Source organism: Alishewanella sp. WH16-1, assembly GCF_001441695.1.
GTDB classification, from domain to species: Bacteria; Pseudomonadota; Gammaproteobacteria; order Enterobacterales; family Alteromonadaceae; genus Alishewanella; species Alishewanella agri.
On the sequence record NZ_LCWL01000135.1, the window covers coordinates 75029 to 81028 of the forward strand.

At 47.3% G+C, this 6000-nt stretch carries 10 protein-coding genes; 3 read left to right on the forward strand and 7 right to left on the reverse strand.

What is annotated here, in order from left to right:
- The first annotated feature begins 11 nt into the window (after window positions 1-11).
- Both AAY72_RS14605 and AAY72_RS14610 read left to right on the forward strand, forming a co-directional pair.
- Complete coding sequence (locus AAY72_RS14605; protein ID WP_008984290.1) at window positions 12-1019, forward strand: isocitrate dehydrogenase; 1008 nt, start codon at window positions 12-14, stop codon at window positions 1017-1019.
- Between the two features lie 69 nt (window positions 1020-1088).
- Entirely contained in the window at window positions 1089-1313 is a 225-nt protein-coding gene (locus AAY72_RS14610) for a VF530 family DNA-binding protein (protein ID WP_057788498.1), read from the forward strand.
- A gap of 79 nt (window positions 1314-1392) precedes the next feature.
- Here the strand turns inward: AAY72_RS14610 and AAY72_RS14615 are convergent, their stop codons facing one another.
- Window positions 1393-2460, reverse strand: coding sequence for a serine hydrolase (locus AAY72_RS14615; protein WP_057788500.1), 1068 nt, complete (start codon window positions 2458-2460; stop codon window positions 1393-1395).
- Window positions 2461-2642: 182 nt separating this feature from the next.
- Here AAY72_RS14615 and AAY72_RS16775 point away from each other — a divergent pair, with 182 nt between their 5' ends.
- The gene (locus AAY72_RS16775) at window positions 2643-2789 is read left to right on the forward strand and encodes a type II toxin-antitoxin system YafQ family toxin (protein ID WP_156411342.1); all 147 of its coding nucleotides are present in this window, start codon (window positions 2643-2645) and stop codon (window positions 2787-2789) included.
- 149 nt (window positions 2790-2938) lie between these two features.
- Here the strand turns inward: AAY72_RS16775 and AAY72_RS14620 are convergent, their stop codons facing one another.
- From AAY72_RS14620 to AAY72_RS16970, 6 genes are all read right to left on the reverse strand, one after another.
- Window positions 2939-3223: a type II toxin-antitoxin system RelE/ParE family toxin gene (locus tag AAY72_RS14620; RefSeq protein WP_008984294.1), complete on the reverse strand. Its 285-nt coding sequence runs from the start codon at window positions 3221-3223 to the stop codon at window positions 2939-2941.
- The gene (locus tag AAY72_RS14625; protein WP_008984295.1) at window positions 3213-3464 is read right to left on the reverse strand and encodes a type II toxin-antitoxin system Phd/YefM family antitoxin; all 252 of its coding nucleotides are present in this window, start codon (window positions 3462-3464) and stop codon (window positions 3213-3215) included. Before AAY72_RS14625 ends, AAY72_RS14620 begins: the two co-directional genes overlap by 11 nt.
- 150 nt (window positions 3465-3614) lie before the next feature.
- The gene (locus tag AAY72_RS14630) at window positions 3615-4064 is read right to left on the reverse strand and encodes a GNAT family N-acetyltransferase (RefSeq protein WP_197408424.1); all 450 of its coding nucleotides are present in this window, start codon (window positions 4062-4064) and stop codon (window positions 3615-3617) included.
- Between the two features lie 101 nt (window positions 4065-4165).
- Window positions 4166-4996, reverse strand: a complete 831-nt coding sequence (locus AAY72_RS14635; RefSeq protein WP_197408425.1) for an alpha/beta hydrolase — start codon at window positions 4994-4996, stop codon at window positions 4166-4168.
- A gap of 214 nt (window positions 4997-5210) precedes the next feature.
- Entirely contained in the window at window positions 5211-5591 is a 381-nt protein-coding gene (locus tag AAY72_RS14640; protein WP_057788504.1) for a hypothetical protein, read from the reverse strand.
- Between the two features lie 121 nt (window positions 5592-5712).
- The coding region (locus tag AAY72_RS16970) for a hypothetical protein (protein WP_231728978.1) at window positions 5713-6000 on the reverse strand (288 nt) is incomplete at its 5' end.

Below are 6000 nucleotides of genomic sequence, written 5' to 3' on the forward strand. Positions count from 1 at the left end.
TAAGGATCCCCATGAGCAAGCAAACGATTACCGTCATCAAAGGTGACGGCATTGGTCCGAGTATTGTCGAAGCAGCCATTCAGGTGCTGGAGAAAGCCGGCTGTGATTTTAATTACGAATATGTTGATGCAGGCTTAACCGCGTTAGAAAAAACCGGTGAGTTACTGCCACAGGCTACGCTGGATGCCATTGCCCGCAATAAGATCACCTTAAAAGGCCCGTTAACCACGCCAGTCGGCGAAGGTTTTACCTCAATCAACGTGACCTTACGCAAAAAATTTAACCTGTACGCCAACGTACGGCCGGTGATTTCCTTTAAAGGCACCAAAGCCCGCTACGAAAATATCGACATTATCACCATCCGGGAAAATACCGAGGGTATGTACTCAGGTCACGGCCAGACCGTCTCTGAAGATGGTCAAACCGCTATGGCCTCCAGTATCGTGACTAAAGAAGGGGCGCGGCGCATTGCCGAGTTTGCCTTTGAAACTGCGCGCCGTGAAAAACGCAAAAAAGTGACCATAGTGCACAAGGCGAATATCCTGAAATCGACTTCTGGTCTGTTCCTGAAAACCGCACGCGAAGTGGCACAGCAGTATCCGGATATCGAAGCTCAGGAAATGATTGTCGATAATACCTGTATGCAGCTGGTAATGAACCCACAGCAGTTTGATGTGATTGTTACCACTAACCTGTTCGGCGATATTTTATCGGATTTGTGTGCCGGCTTAGTCGGCGGTTTAGGTATGGCACCGGGTGCTAATATTGGTAAAGACTGCGCTATCTTCGAAGCGGTACATGGCAGTGCGCCGGATATTGCCGGTAAAAACCTGGCCAACCCCAGCTCAGTGATCCTGGCATCAATTCAAATGCTGGAATACCTGGAAATGAAAGACAAAGCCGAGAAAATTCTGACCGCACTGCGTGATGTAATTGCCTCTGGCGATCGCACTACCCGCGATCTGGGTGGCAGCTTCGGTACCACCGACTTTACCCAAGCGGTGTTAGAGCGCCTGTAACAGCGCTTTGGCATTCAGACCTAAACTGCTAACATAGCCACCTCGAGTGGCTATTTTTTTGGAACCCAAATGACTCAGGCCAATAATCCGTTGCACGGCGTTACGCTGGAGCACATTGTTACCGCGCTGGCCGCGCACTATGGCTGGGAGGGTTTAGCCCGGCAGATTGATATTAACTGCTTTAAAAAAGATCCGTCGGTAAAGAGCAGCCTGAAATTTTTACGTAAAACGCCCTGGGCACGCGAAAAAGTGGAAGCGTTGTTTATTGCCAGTAAACTGCCGCCTCGGGCTTAGCACAACGCGCTGCGGCGAAGAACTGCGGTAGTTTACTGCTGCAAAGGTGAACTCACTGGCCTGCCACTGTTCTGCCAGGCTAGTCCGCACTGTCTGCAAGCAAAATCGGCAATATATGGTGTCGGCTTATCCGATGATGCGTGGCATTACCATATTTACTGTCATGTGCATTGAATAACAAAATGATCAACAGATCACGAGCCGGCACAAACTGCAGCAAAGCCGTATAACCATAATCTGTGCTACCGCCCATCTGCACGATAGCTTCACCGTTGACTTCAAGCTGAGCAAAACTGCCAAGTAACCATCGCTCGTTCGCGGCGGAAAAAACCAAATTTGGCTGCTCTGGCGGCAATATTGCACCACTGTGCAGTGCCGCAAACCAGACTGCGAGATCCTCAACAGAGGTAACCATGCCGCCGGCACCTAGCAGCGCCCAGGTTAAGGTTTTGTCATAAGTCGTCTGGCCTGCCTCATCGCCACCATAACCCCGTGCAAACTGCGCCCCGGCGAGCCGGCTATCCTGGTAAAAGCCGGTATGTTGCAGCTTTAAAGGTGTAAGTAAGTTGCTGTGGATATAATCCTGAAACGATTGTCCGCTGACTTTCTCAACGATCGCGGCCAACAACGTATAAGCGGCATTGGAATACGCAATGGTCTCGCCCGGCTTTGCAATCAGCGGCATCGCTAAAATACGGCGTTCCGCTTCGGCCTTATCCATCACTTCAAAGTCAGACTCGTTATGAAAATTATCCAGGCCGCTGTCATGTGCCAGCAATTGTTTAATAGTAATAGTCTGCAATTCAGCAGGGGCAGTCGGATAAAAATCGCCAAGCGTCGCAGAAAGTTGTAAGCGATGATTGGCCGCCAGTTGCAGTACGGCCGCCGCGGTAAAGGTTTTGGCAATTGACCCCATATCTGAGATCACCGTTGCCTGATTTAAAACGGTCTCGCTACGGTCTGCACAGCCATATGCGCTTTGCAGCAGCACCTTATCGCCTTGCGCGACCCAAACCAGACCGTCAAAGGTGCCGGCAAGGTGTTCGCGCTGTAGCTCGGCGCCAAGCGCAGTAATAATGGGCTGGTTGGCATCAGCAATAGGCATGACATTGCGACAATCGGGCATGCTGCTACAGCCTGCTGACATAGCGACCAGCAGTAATGCTATGCTTCGGGATATGGCAACAACGCCAAGCCGGAGTGACAGAGTCTTATACTTGGCAAGCTCTATCCATTTACCCCAATACACTACCACCTATGTCCCCTTAACGTTTTGCATCAAATTAGCTCTGTAGCACTTTCTTTGCAGGCTGAGTCACTATCAAATAAATGAGATACCCCAGTAGCGGAAAAAATACGACTGCTTGGCACGGCTTTCGCGATTGCCACATTAAACCAGACCTTGTTCTGATCTATAGAATCAACAACGACACACTACAACTTGCACGCATTGGCTCTCACAGCGAACTTTTCTAGCTGCGGCATAAATCACATAACGCCCAGTTCAGCCGCAGCGAAAATGGAGCGACCTTTGTGTTATTGTTTGAGCGACAGCGAGTAACACAAAGGTTGCGTAGTGCACGCTGTCGGTCTGGAGCTGATTGTTATGCCTGCACTGCACCATTTCAGGTTCGCTTTTTGAGAGACGAGTAGAGCTTGCCCTTTTCCCGCTTGCCTACGGCAAGTACATACACAAGCAGCTCATCGTCAACAACCTCATAGGCTAACCGGTAACCAGCGGAGCGAAGTTTGATTTTGTACACCGAGTCATAGCCGCTTAACTTGTCAGCAGGCACTCTGGGATTTTCCAATCGCTCTGCCAGTTTTTTCTTGAACTGGCTCCTGATCGGGGCGCCAAGCTTTTCCCATTCCTTCAGCGCAGCCGGAAGAAAGCGGAGCTTATAAGTCATCCAGCGACACCGTTATAGCCTGATCTTTGTCGCCACGACGTTCCTCAACAAGTTGGGCCAGCTCATAGTCGTCGATCATGTCCATCAGAGCCTCGTAAGTCTCCGCTGGAATCAGGTAGGCCGCTGGCTTGTTGTGATTTAACACAGCGATAGGCGAACCACTGGCCTGGGAAAGCAAGGCTGAAGGATTTTTCTTTAATTCTGAAATACTTACAGAAAAGTCTGCCAATACTTGACGCATAAAAACCTCTATATAGGCCTATATTTTGGTCATATATTAGCTCGTATAAGCGCCGAATGCTACCGCTTGTAGGCATGACGCCGCAAGCAGCGGCGAGCGTTAGCGAGTCCAGCACCGCAGGCTGCGTTGTTTAAGGCGCTTGTTAGCAATTTACCCTGCACTGGTAAATGCAGACCGATACTTAACAAAGCCACGCTTGACCGCCCCTTTAAAACCCTGCTTTTCAAAAAATGCGTGCGAATCTAACCGCTGCGAAGAGCTAAGAAGCATGATCTTAGAGCAGTTTGTACTAACACAAAAAATTTCTATTGCCTGAAATAAAGCAGTACCAACACCCAACCCGCGAGCAGCCACATCAACAATAACGTTTTCTACTACAGCAAACGGCTGTTTACGAAACATAACATCAGAACACAGTGAAACTAATGCGCTACCAACAACATTACCTTGGTAGTCGCAGACAAATAACTTTGAGCGCGCATCGTCATAAAGTGCCTGTATTTGTTCTGGCTCTACCTTTACCGCAGGATTATTAACCAATTGGTTATACAATTCAGACAAGCTTAAAGCATCTTCAGGCTTTGCTTCACGAACTATCAAATGAACACCTATCATCCTGGAATGCTAACGCGCCGCGCATGCGCACGAATTTGTGAGCGTCGCAGGGGCCACAGGCCCCGAATGACGCGGTTTGTTATACATCATTGCTTTTTATTCCCATAAATCCAATCCAGCCCTTGAATTGCAGCCGTCGGAAAAGCTGTCGCATGGGTCGCACCAGCTACAACTTCAAATTGAAGCTCTATATTGGCAGTATCCAGTTGCAAAATCTTGTCTTTTAGTTGGTTTGCACCAGCCAACATATCCTGCCCTTCGCCATAGGCAGGTGTTTCATACTCACCAACAGACAGGTACACCTTTGTTGTTACCTTTGGCTTTGCGGCTTGTAAAACAAGAATAACATTGTTATCAAACCAGACTGATGGACTGCCCAGTATGTAGTTTGAAAACAGATCCGGTTCAGAGAACAAAATATAGGCGCCAAACAAACCACCTAATGAGTTGCCGACAAAAGTTCTGTCTGTTTTACTTGCCCGGTAATTGTGTTCAATAAATGGTATCACTGCATCACGTAGAAAGGCCATATGTCCTTTAGCATTGCCCGTTTCCTGCTTCCAGGATTTAGCCACTGTCGGCGTGTAATCTCTGGTTCTGCTGCTTGTTCCTATCGAACCTTTTTCATAGGACACCGCCACGATAATGGCATGCTGTATCACTCCACTGTTCATCGGAAAACGCATTGCACCCGATACCATTGGAAAACTGTAGTGCGCATCAGTAAGGTAAATCACCGGGTAAACTTGATCAGTTCTCGTGCTGTAGGAAGGAGGTAGTTGAATAAATAAAGGGTAGATTCGCCCACTGGATTGTTCTTTTACCTCAATCACAAAACTTCTCGGTAACTCGTATGGCGTGTTGGCACTTAACTCAAAGCAGATCAGCAGCAATATCGATAGATAAAATAATTTCATTTGATTAACCATGATGTATAACGTTTGGTTAAGGGGCGGCCTCTAGCCCGTCCCAGTTAGCGAAGCGAATGACTTGAACCAGTTGTTATGCCTTGTACTCAAATGTATTGCCGATGAAGTAGATAATAATCTCCTTTATTCATCACGCTTGATTCACGGGTTTTAGTAAGGCCCAATGAATGGAGCAAAAAAATCGAACTATTTGAAGCTATTGTCAGGTCGCAATAAGCAGCTGATTGCGCCATTTCCATTCCATAGCAGCCAAACCGCCAACAAAAATAGCCTCGACAACCAGATGAGCGCAACCCAATAAAGTCATATTTCCAGAAAATTGGGTGACTAGGGCGATACAAATCAAAGCCCATATCCCATTTGCGCATACTAAAATTTTTATTAAACTTTCTTGCCGTCGTCTACGAGTGGCAAGACTAAATGAATACCACGCATACAATAAGTTTACAGTTCCTATAACCAATAAAAAACTTTGTGAGGTCGAGTATAAATCGGTCAGCCAGCCGGAGAGTGAGATCACTAAAATTCCGGCGAGTGCACCAGCAGTGCAGTCTATCCATAGAAGGTTCTTGGCTATTTTCATACATCTATTGCTTCTTTACTAAAGCGGCTTAAGTAACGCCTAAACGGCATAACGCACGCCTAAATGGCGAGCAACTTGCTGCGAGCCCAGCGGCCACAGGCCTCGATGTTTAAGGCGTTTGTTATGTGCCATGCTGCCGTTTCTCCTTACCGAATAGTGAAAGATATAGAAGAAAAAGACCGATGCCTACATTAAGTATGACCAAACAGTAAAACAAAAAAGCGTTGCCTTCCAGGGTTAATGTTCTATTGTTTTTTATAGCAATTTCACTATCAAATAGTGCGTCGATACCATAAAAAAGCAAAAGTAAACTCATAGCAAACAAGAAGATCCTACCTCCTATTCCTAGTTTCTTTTGCTGCACTGAGTGCAAAAATTTTGGATTAGCTACCTGAGGGATCCCCACAAA